Consider the following 25,129-nt stretch of genomic DNA (forward strand, 5'->3'; position numbering starts at 1 on the left):
CGACCGGCCGGCACCACACTACGGCCCCGTGGGGGCCCCGAGGCCCCTCCTACGGGTTGATGTTGATCTTGAAGTTGGGCGTGGTGTTTTTCACGTCCACGGCGTTGTTGTTGAGCGTCAGACCGTTGAAGGTGACCTCACCGACGGCCGGGCCCTGGCCCGCCTCCGGCATCTCGTTGGCCCACAGTCCGAAGCCGGACTTCGCGTCGAACGCGTCACCGCTCTTGCGGGCCCCGGAGATCGAGATGTCGCTGAGGATGGTGTCCTTGATCGGGAACTGCGGCTGACCGCCCACATAGTTGGTCTGGAACATGATGCCGCTGTAGGTCGGATCGACGATGTCGACATTGTTGATCCGGATCCCCTGGAACACCTTGGACGCCGAGAACAGCCAGATCCCCGGGAAGGTCTGCGCCCCCCAGAAGTGGCCGCCGGCCCGGACGATCGACACGTTCTCGATCGTCGTCGGATCGGTCCCGAAGCCGTTCATCGGGTAGCCGAAGTCCAGCGAGCTGACCGTGATGCCCGAGTACACGAGCGTGTCCGCGATATGGATGTTGCGGAAGGTGTTGTTGTAGCCGCCGTACACGGCCACACCCGCGGCCCGCCAGGTGAGGGTCGAGGTCAGGTTCTCGTAGAGGTTGTTCTTCATGTCCGCGCCCCCGGCGTCGATCGCCGAGAACAGCGCGAAGCTGTCGTCGCCCGTGGCCCGCGCGTCGTTGTTGACGACGTGGTTGTCCGTGCTGCCGTTGGTCATGTTGATGCCGTCGGCGAACATGTTGCGGATCCGGGAGTTCTTGATCGTGATGTTGTCCGTGTTGGCGCCCCAGTAGAGGCAGACCATGTGCTCGTTCCAGATGTTGTCGATCACGATGTCGGTGACATTCGAGAAGTCGAACACCTTGCCTGGACCGTCGATGCGCGAGGTGTAGTTGCCGAAGTACGCGAAGCCGGTGAAGGACGAGCCCTTCGCCGCGGCCTCCGCGCGGAAGCCGACATCGGTGTTCTGCTGTGTCGCCGGGGCGTAGAACCTGGTGAACCAGGGACCCGCGCCGACGACCTTCACCGGCTTCCCGTACACCTGGAACTTGCTGGACGTCTGGTAGTCACCGGGCGGCAGATAGACACCGACCAGCTTCCCCGTGGTGTCCATCCGGACCCGGTCCAGGGCGTTCTGCACGTCCTGGTGGGTGAATCCGGCCGGGACCGTGTACGTGGCCGGATCCGGGTTGGCGATCTGCGTGACCTGCTCCAGGTTGATGAAGTCGATCGCGTACGTGGTGGTGTTGGCCGCGTCCTTCTGGAGCCTGATCTTGCTGCCCGCCGGGACGGTCCTGCCCAGCATCAGGTTCGCCTCGTCGTAGATGTGCCGGGGGGCGCCGGAGCTCGGCGAGTTGCCGGGGCCGGCCTCCGCTCCGTACAGCCACGCGTACTTCGAGGTGAGGTCGATCGCCTTGAGGAACGTGCCGTCGACATAGACGTTCAGGGTGGAGTCGATGCCACCGCCGCCCGCCGAGTCCGGTATCGAGAATCGCGTGACCAGCGTGTTCGTGCTGGCCCTGGTGGTGAACTCGACGTAGTTGCCGGTGTTGTTGAGCGTGACGGCCTTACGGCCCGACGCCTCGCCCGCCACATCACCGATGGTCCTGTTCGGGCCGACGACCTGTGCGCCGCCGCCCGTGGTGGCGTCCTCCGCCTCGTACATGTCGTACGGCATATTGGCGCCGCGCCCGACGAACAGCGGCTGGGTGCTGGTGTTGTTCGCGCGCTTGACCGGCAGTTCGTTGGCGTCGTCGGCGAGTACCACCTTCACGGAGTACGAGCCGTTGGCCGCGGCCCAGGTGCCGAGGCCCACCGGCGGGGTGGTCGCCCCGGCCGCGATGGTGCCGTTGTACGCGCCCGTCAGGGTCTTGACCGTGGCGCCCTTGGAGTCGAGCAGGGAGAGCGTGATGCCATGGGCGCCGGCCGCGGAGGCCACCGTGCCCTGGTTCTTGATCGCCACCGAGAAGGTGACGGTGTCCCCGGCCGAGGGCGAGGACGGTGAGGTGGAGACGGTCGAGGCGACCAGGTCGGAGCTGGAGACCGGCTTCACCACCAGCGGGGTGGGGCTGGTGTAGGAGTTGTTGGTCTCGTTCTGCTCGATGACCGCGTTGGCCGGGTCCGCGACCGCGCCGAGCTGGTACGAACCGGCGTCACGCGGGCCGATGTTCGCCGTGACGGTGGCCGAGGCGCCTGCCGCCAGGGCGCCCACCGAAGCGCTGCCCGCCTTGCTGCCGCCGAGCTGGAAATCGACCGTGCTGGCCGGCGCGGCGACCGCTCCGGCGTTGCGTACGGTCGCCGACAGGGTGATCGGGTCGGACTCGACCGGCGCGGCGGGGGCCGCGCTGACCGCCGTGACCTGGAGGTCGGGGTTGGGCGCCGGGTCGCCGAGCACCTGGAACTCCGCCACCTGTCCGGCGCCCGCGCCGGTGTTGGAGGTGAACTTCAGCTGGACGTCGGCGACGCGCGCGCTGACCGGGATGGTCACCGCGTTGCCGGTCGCCGGGCTGAACGCGTAGTCCTTGGCGGCCACCAGGCTGGTGAGGCCCGACGCGCTCTGCTCACGCCCCAGTACCTGGATGTTCTGGGTCCGCGGTCCCCAGCTGCTGTCCGGGTTGAGCTTGACGACCACGCTCTGGGTGTCCGCGTTGGCGCCCAGTTTCACGGTGAGGGTATTGGGGTAGCTGCCGCCCGCGCCCTCCCAGTAGGTGGTGACGCTGTTGTCGTTGGCGTTCTCCGCGACAAAGGTGTGGATCACCGAGGACGCGCTGATGGGCTTGCCGACGGCGAGGTTCGACGCCGAGCCGCTGCTGCCGTTCCTGGTGACCGTGTTGCTGTTGCCGGACCGGTTGCCCGCCGCGTCCTTGGCCCGTACGTAGTACGAGACGGTCGTCCCGGCGGGCTGGGTGTCCGTGTACGTGGTGACATCGCCTGCCACGGTCTGGCGCAGCACGTTGTTGGCGTAGATCTCGTACCCCGTCACGCCCGTGTTGTCCGTCGAGGCGCCCCAGGTCAGCTTGATCTGACCGGAGGACGGCTCGGTGAAGGCGAGGTTGGCGGGGATGGTGGGCGCCTGCGTGTCACCGGTGTTGCCCTGGCGGGTGACGGTGTTGCTGTTGCCCGAGACATTTCCGGCCGCGTCCTTGGCCCGTACGTAGTACGCGACGGTCGAACCGGTGGGCTGGGTGTCGGTGAACGTCGTCACATTGCCGGCGACGCTGGTGCGCAGCTCGTTGTTGGCGTAGATGTCGTAGCCGGTCACGCCCGTGTTGTCGGTGGACGCCTTCCAGGTCAGCTTGATCTGACCGGTGGCCGGTTCGGTGTAGGCCAGCTCCGTGGGCGCGGTGGGCGCCTGCGTGTCACCGGTCTCGGGTCCGTAGATCTCCAGCTCGGAGAGCTGGCCGCCGGGCTGGCCGGTATTGGCGGTGATCAGCACGCGGACGTAGCGCGTGGTGACGGCGTCGAAGGGGATCGTCACCGCCTGGCCGCCCGCGGCGTTGAAGGTGTACGCCTTGGACGCCGTCAGATCCGAGAAGGTGGAGTTGTTCTCGCTCCCCTGGATCTTCAGCGTCTGGTCCCTGGCGCCCCAGCCGTCCGGCAGCTTCAGCACGACCTGGTTGACGCGGACCGAGGTGCCGAGATCGGCCTGGATCCACTGCGGGAAGGCGTTGTTCCTGCTCTCCCAGTAGCTGGCCTTGTTGCCGTCATTGGCGTTGCCCGGCCCGTAGACCTCGGTGAAGCTGCTCGCCGTGAGCGTCCTGCCGAGGGCGAGGTTGACCGACGCCGCGGCGGCGGTGTGCACCTCCAGCTCGGAGAGCTGGGCCTTCTTCCCCGCCGTGTTGCCCGTGATGTTCGCCCGTACGAAGCGTGCCTTGGTGGCCGGGAAGGACACGGTGACCTTGTTGCCCGCCCCCTTGCTGAAGGTGTACGTGGCGGAGGACTTCAGCGTCGAGAAGCTGGTGCCGTCCGCGCTGCCCTGGAGGGAGAGCGTCTGCTTCCGGGACTCCCACCCCGCGGGGAGCTTCAGCACCACCTGGTCGACGCGCTTGCTCGACCCCAGGTCCGACTGCACCCACTGGGGGAACTTCTTGCCGTCGCCCTCCCAGTACGTGGACTGATCCCCGTCGGTCACGTTCCGGGCGGTCCCGTCGCCCGAAGTCGTGCTCGCCGCCGCGGTCCGCCCCGCGGCGACATTGGGACCGTCGGCCGCCGCAGCGGTCATCGACGGCCAGCCGATCATCAAAAGACTGGTGGCTATGGCGGCGGAGAGGACCCGCCATCTCCGGCGTAGCGATCTCATGGATCCCCGATCTTCGGCCTCGGCGCGGGGGCGACGAGGGCGCGGCTCTGGCTGCGTACCTGTAGGACAGGCGTTTCTGCACTGCTGAACAGAGTCTTTTGCGTTTAGCGGTCAGAGAGTTGCAGAGAAATGCGAGGTCGTCCACCGCTCGGACAGAACCAAATCCCCAGGTTCCTCAGCCGGGTTGGCCGCCAATGCGCCACACACCCCGGTTTCCGGCCGCTCAGCAGGGAACCGTAAGCGCGCCGCAAATCTTGCAAGCCATTTGCGTCAATGTGGAAGTTTCGGAAAGGGCGTCCGGCCCTCTACCGTTCGTACATATGAACGCCGCACCGAGCACCGCGGGCAGACGACGGCGATTCGGCTGGCCACGCCGGGTCTTCTCGCAGGTGCTGCTGATGCAGCTCGCCATCGCCGCGGGCGTCACCGTGCTGGCCACGGGGCTCTTTCTCGCGCCCTTCAGCGCCGAACTGGACGACCAGGCGATGCGTCGCGCGCTGGCGATCGCCGAGACCACGGCCTCCACCGATGTGGCCGCCGATCTCGTGGCCACCGACCCCACCGCCGGTGGCCCCGTACAGGCCGAGGCCGAGCGCATCAGACAGTCCACCGGCGCCGAGTATGTGGTGATCATGGACAGACGCGGGGTGCGCTGGTCGCACACCGACCTGGACCAGATCGGCAGGGTGGTCTCCACCGATCCCAGCGACGCGCTCGCGGGCAAGGAGGTCATGGAGCTGGACAGCGGCACCCTCGGCCGGTCCGCGCGGGGCAAGGTGCCACTGCGGGACGAGAGCGGGCAGATCGTCGGGGCCGTCTCGGTCGGTATCGCGTACGACAGCGTCCGCGACCGGTTCCTGGCCGCGATCCCCGGGCTGCTCGCGTACGCGGGCGGCGCGCTGGCCGCCGGGGCGCTCGCCGCGTATCTGATCTCCAGACGCCTTCAGCGGCAGACCCATGACCTGGCCTTCTCCGATATCTCGGCGCTGCTCACCGAGCGCGAGGCCATGCTGCACAGCCTGCGGGAAGGCGTGGTCGCGCTCGACGGGACCGGCAGGATCCGGCTGATGAACGACGAGGCGCAGCGGCTGCTGGGGTTCGGCCCCGAGGCCATCGGACGGCCGCTGGAGGACGTGCTCGGTGCGGGACGCACCACCGAGGTGCTGGCGGGGCGGGTGGTGGGCGAGGATCTGCTGGCCGTCCAGGGCAGCCGCGTCCTGGTCGCCAACCGGATGTCCACCGACGACGGGGGCGCCGTCGTGACCCTCCGCGACCGTACCGAGCTGGAGCGGCTCGGCCGGGAGCTGGACGCCACCAAGGGGCTGATCGACGCCCTGCGCGCCCAGGACCACGAGCACGCGAACCGGATGCATACGCTGCTGGGGCTGCTGGAGCTGGAGATGCACGAGGAGGCGGTGGAGTTCGTCACCGAGGTCGTCGGGGTGCACCGGGCCACCGCCGAGCAGATCACCGAGCGGATCCATGATCCGCTGCCGGCCGCGCTGCTGGTCGGCAAGGCCACGGTCGCGGCGGAGCGCGGCGTCTCGCTGCGGCTCTCCCCCGGCACGCTGCTGCCGGACCGGCTGATCGATCCACAGGGCCTGGTCACGGTCGTCGGCAACCTCGTCGACAACGCGCTCGACGCGGCGGCCGGCTCCGAGGACCCGCGGATCGAGGTGGAGCTGCGCGCCGAAGGCCGTACGGTCGTTCTCGTGATCTCCGACAGCGGCCCCGGTGTCCCGCCCGACCAGCGTGAACTGGTCTTCTCCGAGGGCTGGTCGACCAAGGAACCCCCGGCGCACGGCAAACGCGGTCTCGGGCTCGCCCTGGTGCGCAGACTCGCCGAGCGGCAGGGCGGCAGCGCGCGGGTCGGCGCGGGGGCGCACGGCGGCGCGGAGTTCACGGTCGTCCTGCCGGAGGCGCTGACGGAAGCGGAACCCGGCGGGAGCATGGAGCGCGACGGGAGCACCGGCGGCGGGGAGTCACCCGGAACGGCCCGCGAGCAGGCCACGGCAGGGGAGACACGATGATCGACGTACTGGTCGTGGACGACGACATCCGGGTCGCGCAGATCAATACGGCCTATGTGGCCAAGGTCGCGGGCTTCCGGGTGGTGGCCCAGGCACACACCGCCGCCGAGGCACTGGGCCTGATCGCCGAACATTCCGTAGATCTCATCCTTCTCGACCACTACCTCCCGGACGAGAACGGGCTCGCCGTGGTGCGGGAGTTGCGGCGGCTCGGCCATCAGACCGACGTGATCATGGTCACGGCGGCGCGCGATGTCGCCACCGTCCAGTCCGCGATGCGCCACGGCGCGCTCCAGTACCTGGTCAAACCGTTCAACTTCGCCGGGCTACGGGCCAAGCTGGAGGCGTACGCGACGCTGCGCCGCACCCTGGAGGGCGGCGGCGAGGCGGAACAGTCGGAAGTGGACCGGATGTTCGGGGCCCTCTCCGCCGCGACCGCCCCCGCCCTCCCCAAGGGCCACTCCCCCACCACCGCCGAGGTGGTGCGCAAGGTGCTGATGGGCGCCGACGGACCGCTCTCCGCGCAGGAGATCGCGGAGCGCGCGGGGATGAGCCGGCAGACCGCGCAGCGCTATCTCAAGCTGCTGGAGCGGGCCGGGCGGGTACGGCTCACCCTGCGGTACGGGGAGACGGGGCGCCCGGAGCACCGCTACGCCTGGGCGTCGAGCGGCTGACGGGTCCGTTTCCCGGCCCGTGTCCCCGGCCTGAGCCGCCCTCCGCACAGCCGCCCTCCCCGCACGAGGGACCTCAGACCGCGCCCGCCCCCGTCAGCGCTCTGACCTCGGTTTCCGCGTGCTTCGCCGCGTCCGGCGGTTCGGAGGAGGTGACCGTACCGAGCCAGCCCGCAAGGAAGCCCAGCGGGATGGAGACCACCCCCGGGTTCTGGAGCGGGAAGACGGCGAAATCCGCCCAGGGGAAGAGCGACTCGGGGCTCCCCGAGACGACCGGCGAGACCACCACCAGCAGGACCGCCGGAATCAGCCCCCCGTACACCGACCAGACCGCGCCGCGCGTGGTGAAGTTCCGCCAGAACAGCGAGTAGAGCAGCACAGGCAGATGGGCGGAGGCCGCGACCGCGAAGGCGAGCCCGACCAGGAAGGCCACGTTCAGGTTCTGGGCCAGCAGACCGAGCGCGATCGCCACCGCGCCGATTCCGGCCGCCGCCAGCCGCGCCACGGCCACCTCACCCAGGTCGGTGTGCGCGCGCTTGAGCGAGGCGTGGAGATCGTGGGCGACGGAGGCCGAGGAGGCGAGCGTGATGCCCGCGACGACGGCGAGGATGGTCGCGAAGGCGATCGCCGCGACCACCGCGAAGAGCACCGTCCCACCGGTCGATCCCGCCCCGCCGCCGAGGTCGAGGGCGAGCAGCGGGACCGCGGTGTTCCCTGCCGCGTCGGAGGCACGTACCGCGTCCGTGCCGACCAGCGCGGCGGCGCCGAACCCGAGCACGATCGTCATCAGATAGAAGCCGCCGATCAGCCCGATGGACCAGATGACCGAGCGGCGGGCGGCGAGCGCGGTCGGCACGGTGGAGAAGCGCGAGAGGATGTGCGGCAGTCCGGCCGTGCCGAGAACGAGCGCCAGGCCGAGGCTGATGAAGTCGATCCGCGCGGTCCAGTCGCCGCCGTACCGCAGTCCCGGCGCGAGGAAGTCCTTGCCGTGGCCGCTCCGGGCCGCCGCCGTGTTCAGCAGCTCGTCGATGTTTCCGTGGAAGCGGATCAGGACGAGCACGGTCAGCGCGATCGCGCCCGCCATCAGCAGGACCGTCTTGACGATCTGGATCCAGGTAGTGGCGCGCATCCCGCCGAGCGAGACATGGACGACCATCAGCGTGCCCACACCGATCACGGTCCAGGTGCGCGCCGCGCCGCTCGTGCCGCCGAGCAGCAGCGCGACCAGACTGCCCGCGCCGACCATCTGCGCGACCAGATAGAGCACGGAGACGGTGACCGAGGAGATGCCCGCGGCGATCCGTACGGGACGTTCGCGCATCCGGGCCGCGACCACATCGGCGAGGGTGAACCGGCCGACGTTACGGACGAGTTCGGCCACCAGGAACAGCACGACCAGCCAGGCGACGAGAAAGCCGACCGAGTAGAGCAGGCCGTCATAGCCGAAGAGGGCGATCAGACCCGAGATCCCGAGAAACGAGGCCGCCGACATATAGTCCCCGGCGATGGCGAATCCGTTCTCCATGGGCGAGAAGAGCCGGCCGCCCGCGTAGAACTCCTCGACGGAACCCCGCCGGCGGCGGCTCACCCACGTGGTGATCCCCAGCGTGATCGCGACGAACACGCTGAACAGCGAGAGCGCCAGGGTCTGGTGGTCGCCGCTCACCGCTCGTCCCCCTCGTCCTCCTCGGCGCCGCGCGTCCGCCGGTCGAACACGGCCCAGCGCAGTTCGAGCGCCGCGCGGTCCCGGTGCAGCCGGGCATGGCGCGCGTACGCCCAGGTCAGCAGGAAGGTGGAGAGGAACTGGCCGAGGCCCGCGACCATCGCCACATTCACCGCGCCCGCGACCGGCCGGGCCATCAGCTCCGGGGCGGCCGTCGCCGCCACCAGATACACCACGTACCAGCCGAGGAAGGCCAGCGAGGCGGGAATGACGAACCGGCGGTAACGACCGCGCACCTCCTGGAAGGCCGCGCCGCGCCGGATCTCCGCGTAGATGTCGGCGGCCTCGGTCGCGCCCCGGGAGCCGGGGGCCCCTGCGGCGGGCGCCGCGGAGCCGCCCGTACCGCCCCAGTCTCCCCAGTCGCCCCAGTCCGGGGACAGCGCCGCATACCACGGGGCGTCGGACCGCACCGCCGCGGCGTCACGCCCTTCCTGCTTCTCCACCGGTCAACTCTCCTTGTCGGCGAACCGTTTCGGCCGCGTGCAAGAAGGATGGGCAGAGTGGGGAGATCCCGGACTCCTCTCCCTCGGGGCTTCACTCCATCAGGTGATGGTTGTCCCGGGTGGCGGGATAAGACCGCGCTGATAGGCGTAGCGCACGGCCTGTGCGCGATCGCGCACACCGGTCTTGGCGAAGAGGTTGTTGATATGGGTCTTCACCGTGGCCGTCCCGATATGCAGCCGCTGCGCGATCTCCTTGTTGGAGAGCCCCTCGGCGACCAGCGAGAGCACCTCCGCCTCGCGGGCGGTGAGCCCGTCGGGCAGCTCCGCCGGGGCGGGATCGGCGGGCGGGTCCGTGACCCGCTCCAGCAGCCGGCGCTGCACGGCGGGCGCCAGTCCGGCCTGCCCCGCCAGTACGTCGTCGACGGCCCGGACGATCTCCTCGCCCCCCGCGTCCTTGGTGAGATAGCCGCGGGCGCCGGCCCGGAGCGCGGCGAAGAGCGAATCGTCGTCGGCATACGTCGTGAGCACCACGACCTGCGTGCCCGGGTGCTCCGCGCGGATACGGCGGGTGGCCTCCACGCCGTCGCAGCGCGGCATCCGCAGATCCATCAGGACCACATCGGGGGCGAGTTCGGCGACGAGCGCCACGGCCTCCTCCCCGTCCCTCGCGGCGCCGACGACCTCGATGCCCGGCAGCAGCCCGAGCAGCATCACGATGCCCTCGCGCACCACGGCCTGATCGTCGGCGACGATCAACCTCGCCGTCATGCGGGCACTCGCAAACGCACGTTGAAACCCTTCTCGCCCGGATCGTCCGGGCCTCCCGGACCGGCCTCCAGAGTGCCGCCGAGCAGTTCGGCGCGCTCCTTCATCCCCAGCAGACCGTACCCGGAGCCCGAGGCGCCCAGCCCGGCCGGGGCCGCGCCCTTCCCGCCGGAGTCCCGTACGTCCAGCGTCACCTCGTCCGCGCCGTACGTGAGCCGGATCAGCACCCGGGCGCCCGGGGCGTGTTTCCGTACGTTGGTCAGCGCCTCCTGCACCACCCGGCGCACCGTCTGGGACGCCTCCGCGGGCAGCGGCCGGGGCTCGCCCGCGATCTCGACCTCGGCACCGTCCATCGCGGCCAGTTCACGCAGGTAGTCGCCGAGGGGCGGCATATCGCCACGCAGCGCGGAGAGCGCCTGACGGGTCTCGGCGAGCCCTTCGCGCGCCATGGAGCGGGCGGCGACGACCCGTTCCAGGATCTGGTCGCGGAAGGGGCCGTGCGGCTCGCGCTCGATCCGCAACCGCGCCGCCTCCAGATGGACGAGCTGCGCCGAGAGGCTGTGCGCCAGGACGTCATGGATGTCCCGGGCGATCCTGGCGCGCTCCGTGAGGGCGGCCGACTCCGCCTCGGCGGCGAGGGCGGCGCGTTCCTGGGCCAGCAGCCGCCGGCCGTTGCCGCGCGCCTCCGCGTCGAGCCGCCGTACGTACCCGGCGAGGAGCAGCCCGGCGGTGGTGATCGTGGTGGTGAGCCAGCTGTCCTGGTTGTACGCCGCGAAGCCGCCGAGGGCCGCGAGGGTGGTGGGCAGCGCGGCGACGAGCGGCAGCCGCGCCATGGCGACGACCGCGCAGCCCCACCACAGCACCGTGGCCGGGACCGCGAACCCGGCGTGCCGCGCGACGACCGCCCCGCCCATCAGCAGCACGAGCAGCCCGACCGACGACCAGAGATCGTTGCGCAGCGTGGCGCGGAAGAAGCACCAGGCGAGGAATCCGATGAACAGCACCGCGGCGACAGCCGCGACCGCGCCCCAGCCGGTCACCCGGCGCTCGCTGAAGACGGCCCACAGCAGGGCGCCGAGGGCCAGCACACGTACACCGCGGTACAGCCATCGCCGGGTATCGGTGCGGCCTTCCCGGGAGAGAGCTTCCCGGGAAGGCCAGTTGCTCCAGGCCTCGGGGGTCACACACGGTCCTTCCACGCTGCGGCGGCTACGTCGTCACCGTACGACGGCCGGCCGGCGCGGGCCCACCACACCAGCAGCCCCCTGCGGACCAGCACCGAGGCGGCGAGCGCGAGCAGCACCGCTCCGCTGCCCTGGTGGACGCCGAGCAGCGCGCCGACGCCCATGAGCCCCAGCCGCAGGGCGATCCCCGCGACCCAGACCCCGGCGGTCGCCTTCGTACCCTTCGACCACACCGAGCCGTCCCGCTCGGTCCAGATACGGCTGGTCCGGGCCCAGCCGTAGCCCATCAGCAGCCCCACGACCAGCTCGGCGCCGAGCAGCAGCGCCGACAGCGACGGTTCCCGGGGATCGAGAGGACCGGGCTCGCGCAGCGCGATCACGACCAGGATGACGGGCAGCACCAGCCAGCGGTGCCCGTCGGCGGTGACCCGCTGGGGCTTGAGCTGGCGGGCGGCGATCAGGACGACCACCGCGACGACCACCAGCACGTTGACGAGCAAGGACATCAGGGCCTCCGGGGACGACGAAGTTCAACGACTTCGACGCTACGGAGAAATACCAGGTCAGAGCATCAGCGCGGAGGTTGATCGCGGGTGGAGGCGCGGTCTCCACCCGTGGGTGGAGACCATGCTCCCGTAAGCCCCTGACATCCGCGTCAGGCGTCGATGCGCGAGCGGTCCAGCGTCGCCGCGGAGCTGGTGATGAACTCCTTGCGGGGAGCCACCTCATTGCCCATCAGCAGATCGAAGATCTGCTCGGACGACTCCAGGTCCCCGATGTTGATCCGCCGCAGGGTGCGGTGGCGGGGGTCCATCGTGGTCTCCGCCAGCTGGTCGGCGTCCATCTCACCGAGGCCCTTGTAGCGCTGGATGGAGTCCTTGAAGCGCACGTTCTTGCGCTGGAACTCCAGCAGCGTCTGCCGCAGCTCGTTGTCCGAGTACGTGTAGACGTACTTGTCCTGGCCCTTCTTGGGCTGGACCAGCTCGATCCGGTGCAGCGGCGGCACGGCGGCGAAGACCCGGCCCGCCTCCACCATCGGCCGCATGTAGCGCTGGAAGAGCGTGAGCAGCAGACAGCGGATATGGGCGCCGTCGACATCGGCGTCGACCAGCAGCACGATCTTGCCGTAACGGGCCGCGTCGATGTCGAACGTCCGGCCCGAGCCGGCCCCTATGACCTGGATGATCGCCCCGCACTCGGCGTTCTTGAGCATGTCCGAGACGGATGACTTCTGGACATTGAGGATCTTGCCCCGGATCGGCAGCAGTGCCTGGAACTCGCTGTTCCTGGCGAGCTTGGCCGTACCGAGCGCGGAGTCGCCCTCCACGATGAACAGCTCGCTGCGGTCGACATCGTCACTGCGGCAGTCGGCGAGCTTGGCCGGCAGCGAGGAGGTCTCCAGCGCCGTCTTCCTGCGCTGCGCCTCCTTGTGCTGACGGGCCGCGATCCGCGTACGGGCCGCGGCGACGGTTTTCTCCAGCACCGCGCGGGCCTGCGCCTTGGCGTCGCGCTTCGTCGAGGTCAGGAACGCCTTGAGCTCCTTGGCGATGACATTGGCGACGATCCGGTTGGCCGCGGACGTACCGAGGACCTCCTTGGTCTGGCCCTCGAACTGCGGCTCGGCGAGCCGAACCGTGACCACGGCCGTCAGGCCCTCCAGGGCGTCGTCCTTGACGACGTCGTCCTCCGCGACGCGCAGCATCTTCGTCGAGCGCAGCGCCTCATTGACCGTTTTGGTCAGAGAACGCTCGAATCCGCTCACATGGGTGCCGCCCTTGGGGGTGGCGATGATGTTCACGAACGACTTGACGATCGTGTCGTATCCGGTGCCCCAGCGCAGGGCGACATCGACGCCCAGCTCGCGGGTGACCTCGGTGGGGGTCATGTGCCCGCGGTCGTCCAGGACCGGCACGGTCTCCTTGAAGGTGCCCTGTCCGGTCAGCCGCAGCACATCGCAGACGGCCTTGTCCTGCGCGAGATATTCACAGAACTCACTGATGCCGCCGTCGAACCGGAACGTCTCCTCGCTGACGCCGCCGTCCTCGCCCTCGCCCAGACCCCGCTCGTCCCTGACGACGATCGTCAGTCCGGGGACCAGGAAGGCGGTCTGCCGGGCACGCTGGTGGAGCGTCTCCAGGGAGAGCTTGGCGTCCTTGAGGAAGATCTGCCGGTCGGCCCAGTAGCGCACGCGCGTGCCGGTGCGGCCCTTGGGCACCCGCTTGCCCTTGCGGAGCCCGCTCGCGGGATCGAAGGGGCTGTCGGGGCCCTGCTCGGTGAACATTCCGGGGACACCGCGGCGGAAGCTGATCGAGTGCGTGGTGTTGCGGTCCACCTCGACGTCCAGCCGGGCGGAGAGGGCGTTGACGACGGAGGCGCCCACGCCGTGCAGGCCGCCCGAGGCGGCGTACGAGCCGCCGCCGAACTTTCCGCCGGCGTGCAGCTTGGTCATCACGACCTCGATGCCGGAGAGACCGGTCTTGGGCTCGACATCGACGGGGATACCCCGGCCGTTGTCCTTGACCTCGACCGAGCCGTCCTCGTGGAGGATCACCTCGATGTGGTCGCAGTAGCCGCCCAGGGCCTCGTCGACGGAGTTGTCGATGATCTCCCAGAGGCAGTGCATCAGGCCGCGGCTGTCGGTCGAGCCGATATACATTCCGGGGCGTTTGCGGACCGCTTCGAGCCCTTCAAGGACGAGCAGGTGCCGCGCGGTGTAGTTGGAGCCGTCACGGTCTGCTGTCAGCAGCGCAGTGGACGGCACGGACGTATCGGCGGTCACGCGGTTCGCTCCTCGCTGAATTTGAGATGGGCCCCCGTGGGGTAAAGGCCCGGCGTCTGTCACCGGTCAGAGGGTACAGAGGCCTGGTAGAGCCGTTGTCACGCCACCCTCGCGAATTCTCATGCTAGTCCAAGGTCGCATAGGTGTTCGATCCTTCGATGGAGTGAAGCACACATCACGTTCCCTTCCAGGCATGAACCATTTAGGCTCCGGGCACGTCCTCATCAACAACCGGCAAGCCGGCCGGCGAGGGCGATCACCCTGACAAGCGACGTCAAGCAACGCGAAACCCGTAGTGCGAAGCCCCGCGAGCAATACGGCCCATTCGCCGCCAATCGTCAGCAGTCAGCCACAACGGAAGAAACTTTCGAGGAAAAGCCGAGAGCGGGAACGTTTTCGGCCTGGTTGGATGTTGACCCTGGTACGACAGCTCGTCGAGCTAGAGAAGAGGCGACGTGACTACTGTTCTGACCCCCGCGAGCCCGCTGACCGCGGCTGATCGCTGCGACCGGTGCGGCGCCCAGGCCTATCTGCGCGTCCTCCTGTCCAGCGGTGGTGAACTGCTCTTCTGCGCCCATCACGGACGCAAGTTCGAGCCGGAACTCAAGAAGATCGCCGCGGAAATACAGGATGAGACCGACCGACTGACGGCCGTACCGGCCGGCGGCGGTGAAGAGGAACACTGACACCTCGCATCCACGACGAGCCAAGGGCCGGCCCGAGCCGGCCGACGGGCGGCCACCCCTGTACCGCAGGGTGACCGCCCGTTCTCGTCGTCGTGGCCGTCCCGTTTCGTCGTGGCCGTCCCGTTCGACGTGGAGACCGCACGTCGGCGTGCGAACCCCGGGTCCCCGCGTCAGGGCCGGAATCCGACGCCGATCACCGCCGGGCCCGTGCGCCCACCGCGTCGGCGACGGCACGCGCGCCCATGGTGATCCTGGTGTAGACGCCCGGACTGTCGGCGCGCCCGCAGCCACTCCCCCAGGAGACGAGCCCGATAAGCCGCCCCTGGGCCACCAGCGGCCCGCCGCTGTCCCCCTGGCACGCGTCATGCCCGCCCTGGGGATCGCCCGCACAGAGCATCGTGGAAGGCTCGTAACGGTCCCCTGAGCCGCCCGGGTACGCCCGCTCGCAGCTTGAGTCCGGCAGCACCTTCACACGCGCGGAGCGCAGCGTCTGCGCGTACTCGGCGTCTCCCGAGGTATCACCCCAGCCGTAGACCGTCGCGTCGGTGCCCGGCGCCGCGGCCGGGTCCCCCGGCTCCGCCGGCCGGATCGCGTACTCCTCGGGCAGTGCCCGCGCGAGCGTCAGTACGGCGAGGTCCGACGCGTTGGTACGCGGCTCGTACGCCGGATCCACCTGGACGGACCGTACGGCGACCTCACGCCCGCCGGAGCCGCGCAGCCGTTCACGGCCCGCGATGACGCGGAGGTCCGGTACGTCCTTGGGGGCCGCCCCGAGGACGTCCCTGCCCACACAGTGGGCGGCGGTCAGCACTTTCGTCGGCGCCACCACCACACCTCCGCAGAACTGGCCCGCACGCGTACCCCCGAAACGGTCACGACTGGACAGGGCCACGACCCATGGACTGTCGGCGATCCGTACCTCCTGACCGCCGACGATCACCCGTTCGGCAGCGGCGGGGACAGCCGCGACGAGTGGCAGCACCGCCCCGGTGGTGATCACGGCCAGTCCGCCGGTCAGCACTCGGGCAACGGAACGACGCATACAGTCTCCTGACTCTCCGGTGGACTCCGATCTACCCAGAGTCATCCCACCGGTCGAGTCTCGCACCCCCGCGCACGACGCGAAGGCCCGGATCCTCGGTGGCATCCGGGCCTTCACTCGTGCTTCGCGCGCCCCCTGGGGCTCAGCGACTAGTCCAGGTAGTCGCGCAGAACCTGCGAACGCGAGGGGTGGCGCAGCTTCGACATCGTCTTGGACTCGATCTGACGGATGCGCTCGCGCGTCACGCCGTAGACCTTGCCGATCTCGTCCAGCGTCTTGGGCTGGCCGTCCGTGAGACCGAAGCGCATGGAGACCACGCCCGCCTCACGTTCGGAGAGGGTGTCGAGCACCGAGTGCAGCTGCTCCTGGAGGAGCGTGAAGCTCACGGCGTCGGCAGGGACGACCGCCTCGGAGTCCTCGATGAGGTCTCCGAACTCGCTGTCGCCGTCCTCGCCCAGCGGAGTGTGCAGCGAGATCGGCTCACGGCCGTACTTCTGGACCTCGATGACCTTCTCGGGGGTCATGTCGAGTTCCTTGGCCAGCTCCTCCGGGGTGGGCTCGCGGCCCAGGTCCTGGAGCATCTGGCGCTGCACCCGCGCGAGCTTGTTGATGACCTCGACCATGTGCACCGGGATACGGATGGTGCGGGCCTGGTCGGCCATGGCGCGGGTGATCGCCTGCCGGATCCACCAGGTGGCGTACGTGGAGAACTTGTAGCCCTTGGTGTAGTCGAACTTCTCGACCGCGCGGATCAGACCGAGGTTGCCCTCCTGGATCAGGTCCAGGAAAAGCATGCCGCGGCCGGTGTAGCGCTTGGCCAGCGAGACCACCAGTCGGAGGTTGGCCTCCAGCAGGTGGTTCTTGGCCCGGCGGCCGTCCTCGGCGATGATCTCCAGCTCGCGCTTGAGCTTCGGCGCGAGCTTGTCGGAGTTGGCCAGCTTGTCCTCGGCGAAGAGACCCGCCTCGATGCGCTTGGCCAGCTCGACCTCCTGCTCCGCGTTGAGGAGCGGGACCTTGCCGATCTGCTTCAGATAGTCCTTGACCGGGTCGGCGGTGGCACCGGCGACGGCGACCTGCTGGGCCGGCGCGTCGTCCTCGTCGTCGTCGGAGAGTACGAAGCCCTTGTTCTCGCCCTCGGTCTCCTCCTCCTCGCCCTTGCCCGCCTGCACCTCATCGATGGGCTCTTCGCCCTCGGCGGCCTCGTCGGAGTCCTTCTTGCCGACGGCCTTCTTGGCGGTCGTCTTCTTCGCGGCGGTCTTCTTGACCGTGGCCTTCTTGGCCACCGTCTTCTTCGCGGCCGCCTTCTTGGCGGGGGCGCCGGCCTCGTCGGCCGTGGCTTCCACGATCTCTGCCGCCGGAGCCGAGGTGGCGGCCGCGACGGTCTTCGTCGTGGTCGTCTTGGCCGCGACGGTCTTGGTGGCGGTGCGCTTGACCGGGCTCTTCGCTGCGACGCTCTTGCGGGTGCGCTTCGGCGACTCCGCGGCACTGACCATCAGCGTCACACCCTCTTCCTCGAGGATCTGGTTGAGGCTGCGCAGAACATTCTTCCACTGGGTTGGCGGAATCTGGTCGGCCTCGAAGGCCCGACGCACGTCATCGCCGGCGATCTGCCCATCAGCCTTTCCCCGCTCGATGAGCGCCATCACAGACTCGGACTCGGCGATCTCCGGCGGGAGCGTACGGGATGTGCTGGCCGACACGAACAACCTCTCGGAACGATGGAAACGGCTTCCGGCCCCGCCCAGGATCGGACCGGAGCCGACGACCGACGGCTGGGGATGTGCCGACGGCGCGGGCTTGGGCCTCAGAGGTGAATACAGCGCCATGCGTGGCGGACGTATTCCCTCCTCGGCTGTCACCTCTTAGGTCATCGCGCTGTCTCCAGGAGTGTTACGCCCATTCCACGTGGCCCGAGTCACACTCCATTTGCGACAAAATAACCAGAAGGCGGATTTAAGGCCCCACAATCGCGTCGCCGGACCCCCCGGGTCCGGCGACACACGACGCGTACCTCCCCGTACGCCCGCCCCTCGGCGGCGCTCAGTGCTCGCGCGGTGCCGGAACGACACGCTCCACTTCAGGCTGGACGGTGAGAAGTTGACGCATGGCCGATTCGGCGGCGTGCGCGTCACCGGCGGCGAGGGCGTCGACGATCCGCGCGTGATGGGAGAGCGACGCCTCGGTGGGCCTGTCGCATCCGGTGACCGGGCCGCCGGAGACCTGGAGGGCCGCCGAGACGATCCCCGAGAGGTGCTCCAGCATGCGGTTGCCGGCGAGCTGGATCAGCAGGGAGTGATATTCGGCGTCCGCACGCGAAAAGGTGATCGAATCACCCTGCGCGAGGGCGTGGCTCATGATCCCCACCATGTCGGTGAGCCGCTGCTGGACATCCGCCCGGCCATGGCCGGCCGCCAGCCGCGCGGCGAGGGGCTCGATCGTCCAGCGCAGCTCACTCAGCTCGCGGCGCTGATCGTCGCGCTGCGGCCCGAAAGCCCGCCATTCGATGATGTCGGGGTCGAGCAGATTCCAGTCGCTCACCGGACGGACACGGGTACCGACATTGGGCCGGGCGCTCACCAGGCCCTTGGCCTCCAGCACGCGCAGCGACTCCCGCACCACGGTGCGGGAGACCTCGAAGCGCTGGCCGATCTCCTCGGGTACGAGCGGCCGGTCGGCGCCCAGATCACCGGAGACGATCATCTGGCCGAGCTGCTGGACGAGTTGGCCGTGCAGCCCGCGGCCGCGGCTGCTCGTCGTGCGTCGTCCCACCCGGCCCAAGTCGGTGTCTGCGCCGTCCCAGACGGGGGCGGCGACGCGGTCGGCGCCGGGCGCCTCCGCGAAGGGGTAGCGGTCGAGTTCACCCGGCTCGGCGAGGCCGGACTCGACGGAACGGGCGGCGGTCATCATGGTGTGCGCAAGGGTACTCACGCATCCTTTGTCGGCGTTGCTCCCGCGACCCTTGAGGTCTTTGGTGAAAAGCACACGAAAGGGTGATCGGCGCCCGCCCTTCGATTGACGCCTTATCGGAAAGAAGTGGGCGTTATCAGGGGAGTTGCGAACACGGCGAAACGGTCCGGTCGTTGCGCGGTCACCAACGGGCCCTACGACGAAGGCCGGTGAGCAGATATGCGCAGAGCAGGGCCGAGAGCGACAACATCAGGGCAGCGGCGACCGGTTGGGCGACGAGCCGGAACGTGGCCATCAGCCAGTGGTCGACCTGACGGGGCCAGTCCAGCCAGGCCAGCTCGCGCAACCGGCCCGGGAGTCCGACGACCGAACGCGCGGACGGACCGACCAGCGCCCGCTGGATCAGCGGTACGACCAGGGTCGGTACGGCGACGACCGCGGCCGCCCCGGCGGCGGTGACCCGGAAGACCCCGGCCGCCAGCAGCCCCGCCCAGGCGCAGCCGACGGTCAGTCCGGCCCAACCGGCGCTCAGCGCGAACCAGTTGCCCGGCACGGGCACGGCATCGGCGCCGTACACCAGGCGCAGCACCCCGGCGTCGACGGCCACGGTCAGCGACGCGAGCGCCAGCGACGCCGCGGCTGTCACGACGAGCTTGGCGAGGAGCAGGCCGAGACGGCGCGGGACGGTGCCCAGCGCACCGGCGAGCGCGGGGTAGCGGAACTCGTCGCCGAACGAGTACGCGCCGAGCAGCCCGGCGCCGAGGGCCGCGGGCGGCAGGGGAAGGAGCGCGGGCCAGGCGCTGAGCAGACCGGGGAGCGGAGTCCCGCCGGTGCGGGCGAGCGGCACGGCGAGGGCCACGGACGCGACGAGGACGGTGACGGCGATCACCGCCGTGGTACGGATCCCGAACGTGCGGCGGAGTTCGTAGCGCAGCGGCCGGAGAGGACTGCGGGCCGGCCCCGTCGGCAGCGGCGCCGGGAGGGGACCGCGGTGGTGATCCGGAGCCTCGCCGTCCGTGCAGCCGCGGTCGAGGCCGTCGTCGTAGCCGTACGCGTCATCGGGATCGCGGGCGGCGTCGTAGGCGGGGGCAGGCGCGGGCAGCGGTACCGGTACGGAAAGGGGCACGGAGACCGGCGTGGGACCCGTGTCGCCGAACTCGTCGGCGAGCTGATGGACAAGGACGCCGTTGCGGAAGGCGGTCTCACCGATCTCCGGGCAGCTGCTGCCGTAGACGGTGAGCAGACTGCCCACACCGGGCTCGGAGACCACTTCGACGGAGCGCCGGCCGGCGCGGGCCTCGCGGCTGAGCGCGTCGGCGAGACGTGCGGCGTGCGGGGTCCTGACGGCGACGCGGGGACGCAGCCGGGTACGGGCGAAGGAGGCCGCGTCCTGGTCGGCGACGAGCCGGCCCTCGTCGATCGTGACGACATGATCCGCGGTGCGCGCGGCCTCTTTGGCGTCCTGCGTGGTGTAGAGGACGGTGCCTCCGTGCTCCGCGTGCGCGCGCAGCAGTCCGAACAGCCAGCCGCTCTCGCGGGGCGACAGATCGACGGACGGCGCGTCGAGCAGCAGGGTGTGCGGATCCCCCAACAGCGCGGAGGCGAGCCCGAGTCTGCGGTCCATGCCGAGCGAGAGCGAGCCGAGCCGTTCGTCGCGCAGAGCGCCGAGGCCGACGACATCGATGAGTTCGTCGGCGCGCGAGGCGGGCACTCCGGCGGCGGCGCACAGCATCCGGAGCTGGCCTTTGACGGAACGTGCGGGATGGCCTGGCACATCGCCGAGCAGCACCCCGATCTCGCGCGCGGGATGGGCGATTCGGTGGAGGGGGCGACCGCGGAAGTAGGTGACGCCGCGTCCTGGTTCGAGTTCGAGCATCAGCCGGAGCGCGGTGGTCTTGCCCGCGCCGGGGGCGCCGAGAAGCGCCGTGACGGAGCCGGGCCGCGCCTCGAAGGTCAGATCGTCCACGGCGGGCGGGAATTCTCGACGGGGGTTGCTGGTCAGTCCGATGGCCTGGAGCATCGCTTCTCTCGCGGGGAGGTGAGACCGCTCGGCGGCAGGGTCGTTACCGCAGCAAGATAACGCGACATGTCCGACTTGTGGCGCAGGGTGGCGCCCCCGGGTGTCAGACGTCCGGCACGTGGCCCCGTCAGACCTCCGGGCGCAGCATCGGCGGGTTGAGTACGGTCGCCCCGCCGGCCCGGAACAACTGGGCGGGCCTGCCTCCCTGCCGGGTCGTGGTGCCGCCCGACGGGACGAGGAATCCCGGGGTGCCGGTCACCTTCCGGTGGAAGTTGCGCGGATCGAGCGCCACGCCCCACACCGCCTCGTACACCCGGCGCAACTCCCCGACGGTGAACTCGGACGGGCAGAACGCGGTGGCGAGCGAGGAGTACTCGATCTTGGAGCGGGCCCGCTCCACCCCGTCCGCGAGGATCCGGGCGTGGTCGAAGGCGAGTTGGGCGGGCTGTTCGTCCTCGCGGGCGAAACCGCCCTCCTGGTTGAGCAGCGCGTCCACCGGGGCCCAGCGGGCGCTGTTGGCATCACCTCCGGCACGGGGCGCGGGAAGGTCGGGCGAGAGCGCCAGATGGGCCACGCTGACCACCCGCATCCGGGGATCGCGCCCGGGATCCCCGTAGGTGGCGAGCTGTTCGAGATGGGCCGCGTTGCCGGGCGCCGGGGAGACCGGGTCGTGGGCGCAGAGGCCGGTCTCCTCGGTGAGTTCACGCGCGGCGGCGCCGGCGAGGTCCTCGTCGGCCCTGACGAAACCGCCGGGCAGCGCCCACCGGCCCTGGAACGGCGGCTCCCCGCGCCGCACCACCAGCGCGCAGAGCGCGTGGCGGCGCACGGTGAGCACGACCAGGTCGACGGTGACAGCGAACGCGGGGAAGGCCGACGGGTCGTAGGGCGACATGCCGCGATCTTAGTCGTCTGCCTGACGATAAACACTCCTTCCGTCGTTCGCGCTCCCTACTTCTTCGCCATCTTCACGATCTTCGCGTCCCCAGCCGGCCCCGGCCCACCCGCCCGCCCGCCCACCCGGGCTCAGACCCCCAGTTGAAGGCCGGGGGCCGCCTCCTCGATCATGCCGAGCCCGAGCGCGCTGACCCGTAAGGAGAAGGGCTCCTCCGCCACCCGCAGCCCGGTGAGCTGCACGGCCCCGAGCGGGGCGCCGCGGACCGGGCGCAGCGCGACGGTGCGGGCGGGCGCGTCCGGGCGGATACCGGCGAGCGCGGTGAGCAGATGGATCCCGGCGGCCGCGGCCACGGCCGCCGGACGGCACGCCGCGGGGTGCGGTACGGGAGCACCGCCCGCGGTGCGCCGCTCCCCCGCGTACATCTCGGGCAGCCGGTGCCCGAACGCCTCCGCCGCGTCCAGCAGACCCCTGAGCAGGGAGCCCGCCTCCTCGTCGTATCCGGCCGCGATCAGGCCCCCGATCGCGACGGCCGTCTCGTGGACCCGTACCGCCCCGGCGCGGTGGCCGAAGGGATTGTGTCCGAGCTCCTTGGCTCCGAGGCCGCGCAGCCCCCACCCCGAGTCGAGGTCCGCTCCCCCGACCATGGCGACCAGCCGCTCGGTCTCCGACGTATCCAGCAGTCCCGGGGCCCGCTTCCCGCCGCCGAGCAATCCCGTGTCCAGGAGATGGGCGGCGCTGGCGCCGGCGTGGGGCAGCAGTCGGCCGTTGGCGCACCGCGCCGCGGCCGGGCGCCCGCCGTGGGAGTCGTCGGCCCAGAACGTCTGGCGGAATCGCATCCGCAGGGCGCTCGCCCACTCCCGCCAGCCGTCGGCTCCCGGCCTGCCGCAGGACTCCAGCAGATCCGCACCGAGCAGCGCGGCGCGGTGTGCGTGGGCCTGGGTCTCGACGCGCCGGGGCCCGGTGGGGCCCGGCTCCCCCAGCAGCCCATCGGCACCAAGAGCGGTGCGCAGCCAGTGCAGACAGCGCTCCGCCGTGGGAAGCAGCTCGGCGAGGTCACCCTCGGGCAGCCCCCAGCGGCGTGCTTCGGCGAGGACCGTGGGGAAGGCGAGCGTCGCCTCAACTCCCGTACAGCTCGGCGGCACATGAGGCCCGGCGTCCCGCAGGGGGCCGGGGATACGCCCGAAGTCGCGTCCAGGGCCGCGGAACTGGGTGCGGGCGAGCGTAAGCATCGTGCCGACGGCGAGCCGGGTGCCGAGCGGGAGAGCCATCCGTACCGCCCAGAGCGCTTCCGCGGCCGGTGGCCCACAGCGCCAGGGCACGCCGGCGGCGAGGTGGACATCCGTGGAACCGCCCGGCCCGCGCAGCAGAAGCGCCTTGAGATCACCGAGGCTCGCGGCGAACAGCGGGCGCACCCGGGGGTCGTCGCCCTCAGCGCTCGCTTCCGGCAGGGGATTACTGGCGGTGCGGCCGGTCGGCCGCGCCACCCGGTCGGCGCGGATCCGCAGCTCGATGGTGCGGGAGGTCCCGGGAGCCAGCTCCATGTCCCAGCGGAGCAGTCCGGCAGAGGCCAAGGCGTCCTGCGGTGCCGGGTCGGCGGAGACGACGGCATGTCCGCGGCCGGCCGCGGCCCAGCGCAGACCCGCGGCGTGCACGCTCGCCGGGAGTTCGGGGCCGCCGCGGCCGACCGCGATCGCGGCCAGCTCCGCCAGATCCGTGCCCAAAAAGATCTCCACCGGGAACCGGCGGACTCCGCGGGCCGAGCTGTGCAGTGTGATGCGTTCGGTGCCGTCGGCGTCCCGCAGCCGTTCGACACTGATCTCGGGATCGGGTCCGGCGTCCGCAGGGGTACGGACCACCGCGCCGAACCGTGCCCGGTCCGCCGCGACCAGCCTGCCTTGCAAGGGGAGAGGCTCCCGTCCGGCGACGCGCAACAGACAGCGGGAGAGGAGCCGACGGCCCGACTGGTAGAAGCCCTCAAGCCCTTGACCGGTGAGTTGGCCGTGCTCGGCCGAGACGGCGAGACGCGGCAGGGCGACGCACAGGAGGGCGCGGTGTACATCGGGCAGTTCGCCGTGCGGGAGAGTCCCGCTCCGTACGGTCCCGGCCGGTGCGGCACGCGACTGTGCGGCATGCGACGTGTCGCCGTTCGAGCTGCCAGGGGTGCCTGAGGGAAGGGCGGTGAGGGCCATGGGGAATCTGCTCTGCCTTCTGTGCGCTCCGGAGAGCCGCGCTGTGTACGGCGACGCGGCTCGTACGACTTCGCCACAGAGGTGAACGGCTGCCCGGGTGACCGGGTCACGGCTCTCATCGGCCACTCCTGGTCCCGCGTCGGCCGCCGCGCCCGGCACCTCGGCGGTGCGCGGCCCGCGCACCGGACGCGGGCCCCTTGGGCGGGAGGCTCTTGCGGGGGACGGGCCTGCGCACCGGACGGAGCTTGGGCCGCCCGCTCGTCCCGTGCGGGCCCCCGAGGGCCCGTGCGCCGCGCTCCTCACGCAGACAGCGGCGCAGCGTCTCGGGGTCCAGCCCTTCGTTGCACGCCTGGTGGAGCAATCGCGCGAAGACATACTGGGGATCGAGTCGCAACGCGAGTCCCAGGGCGACCCGCGCGCCGGGCTCGTCGCCGGTGGACCAGGAGACCCAGCCGGCCAGGGTCAGCGGGGCGGTCGCGTGCTCGGCGTAAGGACCGACACAGCGCCGGGACAACGCGCGCCAGAGCCGCAGGGCCGGCGCGGCCTCGGGTCCCTCCATCCACTCCGCGGCGCGGTCGCGGGTCTCCCTGTCCTGGAGTCCGAGGATGACGGTGGCCGCCTCCTCGTGGGTGATGAGCCGGTCGTCCTCGGCGTCCGTGGCGGCCGGTCCCCCGCTCGGCATGTCTTTCAGCCGCCCGATCAGAGTCCGCGCCAGCCGCAGTGTCTCCTCGCCGACCCGCTCCCGGCTTCCGGCGCCCAGGATTCGGGGTACGAGCGCCGCGCCGGCGTCGTCCAGCGCCCGCTCCTGTTCCTCAGCGGCCGGCGTACGCCAGGGCTCCAGTCGGGCTTCCATCTCCCGCAGCGATCCCCGCACCTGGACTCCGGCGTACGCGGCGGCCGCGGCCATCACCGACGTACCGGGCAGGGCCAGCCCGGTCCCCTCGGGCGGACAGCAGCGGACATCGGGGCAGCAGTAGGACCAGAAACGCCCGTCGGAGATACAGAGCGCCTCGTGCACGGGAACGTCGAGGCTTCCGCACGCGGTGCGCAGCCGCTGTGCCAGGGGGCGCAGCCGCTCCATCACCTGTCGGCCCGTCTCCCCCGCCGCCGGGTCCTGGCAGAGGAAGACGACGATTCCCTCGGGTCGGCCGCCGCGCCGCTCGCTGCCCTCGATCAAGCACTCGGCGAGCTGATCGGCCACCGGTGGCCATTCCATCGGCGCGCGCGGGATGCCGAGCCTGAGCCGTCCGCCGAAGCGTCCCCGCTCGCCCTGGAGCGCGACCATCACAATGGAATCGGTGGGGTGGTATCCGAGCAAATACGGGAGAGCGTCGGCGAGTTCCGCGGGACTGCGCAGGGTGATCTGCTGCTCGTCGGCGGATCCGGTCGGTTCGTGGTGCGTGTTCATGGCTCGACGGTCCCGCGCCGGGCCAGATCCCGCGACCCCTGTGGATAA

General features: G+C 70.5%; 17 protein-coding genes. 3 read left to right on the forward strand and 14 right to left on the reverse strand.

The features are described from left to right. Positions 1–49: 49 nt before the first annotated feature. On the reverse strand, positions 50–4,339 hold the full coding sequence (locus M1203_RS30415; RefSeq protein WP_249953039.1) for a discoidin domain-containing protein: 4,290 nt from the start codon (positions 4,337–4,339) through the stop codon (positions 50–52). A 320-nt stretch (positions 4,340–4,659) separates the two neighbouring features. On the opposite strand from M1203_RS30415, the gene M1203_RS30420 reads away from it, so the two are divergent. Then, on the forward strand, positions 4,660–6,369 hold the full coding sequence (locus M1203_RS30420) for a sensor histidine kinase (protein ID WP_249953040.1): 1,710 nt from the start codon (positions 4,660–4,662) through the stop codon (positions 6,367–6,369). Then, positions 6,366–7,043 carry a response regulator gene (locus M1203_RS30425; protein WP_249953041.1) on the forward strand — a complete coding sequence of 226 codons (678 nt, stop codon included), beginning with the start codon at positions 6,366–6,368 and terminating at the stop codon, positions 7,041–7,043. Before M1203_RS30420 ends, M1203_RS30425 begins: the two co-directional genes overlap by 4 nt. Positions 7,044–7,116: 73 nt before the next feature. Here M1203_RS30425 and M1203_RS30430 read toward each other — a convergent pair whose 3' ends face one another. The 6 genes from M1203_RS30430 to M1203_RS30455 form a co-directional block, all read right to left on the reverse strand. After that, a complete protein-coding gene (locus M1203_RS30430) occupies positions 7,117–8,706 on the reverse strand; it encodes a cation acetate symporter (RefSeq protein WP_249953042.1) in 1,590 nt (529 codons plus the stop codon). Continuing rightward, positions 8,703–9,206, reverse strand: a complete 504-nt coding sequence (locus M1203_RS30435; protein ID WP_249953043.1) for a DUF485 domain-containing protein — start codon at positions 9,204–9,206, stop codon at positions 8,703–8,705. The genes M1203_RS30430 and M1203_RS30435 overlap by 4 nt, the downstream gene beginning before the upstream one ends. A gap of 99 nt (positions 9,207–9,305) precedes the next feature. Next, positions 9,306–9,974, reverse strand: a complete 669-nt coding sequence (locus M1203_RS30440) for a response regulator transcription factor (protein WP_249953044.1) — start codon at positions 9,972–9,974, stop codon at positions 9,306–9,308. After that, positions 9,971–11,155, reverse strand: coding sequence for a histidine kinase (locus tag M1203_RS30445; RefSeq protein ID WP_249953045.1), 1,185 nt, complete (start codon positions 11,153–11,155; stop codon positions 9,971–9,973). The genes M1203_RS30440 and M1203_RS30445 overlap by 4 nt, the downstream gene beginning before the upstream one ends. Further along, a complete protein-coding gene (locus M1203_RS30450; protein ID WP_249953046.1) occupies positions 11,152–11,661 on the reverse strand; it encodes a CcdC protein domain-containing protein in 510 nt (169 codons plus the stop codon). The genes M1203_RS30445 and M1203_RS30450 overlap by 4 nt, the downstream gene beginning before the upstream one ends. 149 nt (positions 11,662–11,810) lie before the next feature. Continuing rightward, positions 11,811–13,934: a DNA topoisomerase IV subunit B gene (locus M1203_RS30455; protein ID WP_249953047.1), complete on the reverse strand. Its 2,124-nt coding sequence runs from the start codon at positions 13,932–13,934 to the stop codon at positions 11,811–11,813. A gap of 455 nt (positions 13,935–14,389) precedes the next feature. Here M1203_RS30455 and M1203_RS30460 point away from each other — a divergent pair, with 455 nt between their 5' ends. Then, positions 14,390–14,620 carry a hypothetical protein gene (locus tag M1203_RS30460; RefSeq protein ID WP_030350144.1) on the forward strand — a complete coding sequence of 77 codons (231 nt, stop codon included), beginning with the start codon at positions 14,390–14,392 and terminating at the stop codon, positions 14,618–14,620. A gap of 193 nt (positions 14,621–14,813) precedes the next feature. On the opposite strand, the gene M1203_RS30465 is transcribed toward M1203_RS30460, so the two are convergent. The 7 genes from M1203_RS30465 to M1203_RS30495 all read right to left on the reverse strand — a co-directional run bounded on the left by M1203_RS30465 (position 14,814) and on the right by M1203_RS30495 (position 25,081). After that, positions 14,814–15,662 carry a serine protease gene (locus tag M1203_RS30465; protein WP_249953048.1) on the reverse strand — a complete coding sequence of 283 codons (849 nt, stop codon included), beginning with the start codon at positions 15,660–15,662 and terminating at the stop codon, positions 14,814–14,816. Between the two features lie 149 nt (positions 15,663–15,811). Further along, positions 15,812–17,362: an RNA polymerase sigma factor gene (locus M1203_RS30470; protein WP_249953049.1), complete on the reverse strand. Its 1,551-nt coding sequence runs from the start codon at positions 17,360–17,362 to the stop codon at positions 15,812–15,814. A gap of 340 nt (positions 17,363–17,702) precedes the next feature. Then, on the reverse strand, positions 17,703–18,590 hold the full coding sequence (locus M1203_RS30475; RefSeq protein WP_249953050.1) for an FCD domain-containing protein: 888 nt from the start codon (positions 18,588–18,590) through the stop codon (positions 17,703–17,705). Positions 18,591–18,750: 160 nt separating this feature from the next. Continuing rightward, positions 18,751–20,589, reverse strand: a complete 1,839-nt coding sequence (locus M1203_RS30480) for an ATP-binding cassette domain-containing protein (protein ID WP_249953051.1) — start codon at positions 20,587–20,589, stop codon at positions 18,751–18,753. Positions 20,590–20,716: 127 nt separating this feature from the next. Then, positions 20,717–21,481 (reverse strand): NUDIX domain-containing protein, encoded by a 765-nt coding sequence (locus M1203_RS30485; protein ID WP_249953052.1) that lies wholly within the window; start codon positions 21,479–21,481, stop codon positions 20,717–20,719. Positions 21,482–21,612: 131 nt separating this feature from the next. After that, on the reverse strand, positions 21,613–23,673 hold the full coding sequence (locus tag M1203_RS30490; RefSeq protein ID WP_249953053.1) for a glycogen debranching N-terminal domain-containing protein: 2,061 nt from the start codon (positions 23,671–23,673) through the stop codon (positions 21,613–21,615). Between the two features lie 115 nt (positions 23,674–23,788). Then, positions 23,789–25,081: a DUF4192 domain-containing protein gene (locus tag M1203_RS30495; protein ID WP_249953054.1), complete on the reverse strand. Its 1,293-nt coding sequence runs from the start codon at positions 25,079–25,081 to the stop codon at positions 23,789–23,791. Positions 25,082–25,129 lie beyond the last annotated feature (48 nt).

It is taken from the genome of Streptomyces sp. 35G-GA-8, assembly GCF_023534745.1.
In the GTDB taxonomy this organism is placed as follows: Bacteria; Actinomycetota; Actinomycetes; order Streptomycetales; family Streptomycetaceae; genus Streptomyces.